The sequence below is a fragment of the Xenorhabdus bharatensis genome (genome assembly GCF_037996705.1).
In the GTDB taxonomy this organism is placed as follows: Bacteria; Pseudomonadota; Gammaproteobacteria; order Enterobacterales; family Enterobacteriaceae; genus Xenorhabdus; species Xenorhabdus bharatensis.
In genome coordinates, this window is sequence record NZ_JBBMXG010000130.1 from 1 (window position 1) to 209 (window position 209).

The window sequence follows — 209 nt, forward strand, 5'->3', positions numbered from 1 at the left end:
TGTTGATGATTTGGCTAATGCAGCGAATAATAATGCTAATACTCGTCTGGAGAAAAACAAAAATGGTGCGGATATTCCTGACAAAAAGGCATTTGTGGAAAACCTCGGTTTGGTGGAAACGGCAATATTATCTTCCAATCATGGTGCCTCTCTTATTGGGACTAGTGATGGCAGCACCGTACAATCTGAATTAACCGCGATGAAATCAG

At 41.1% G+C, this 209-nt stretch carries 1 pseudogene; it reads left to right on the forward strand.

Annotation, left to right across the window (positions count from 1 at the left end):
- Positions 1-209, forward strand: a pseudogene (locus AAC855_RS21535) (hypothetical protein); the annotation flags it as partial.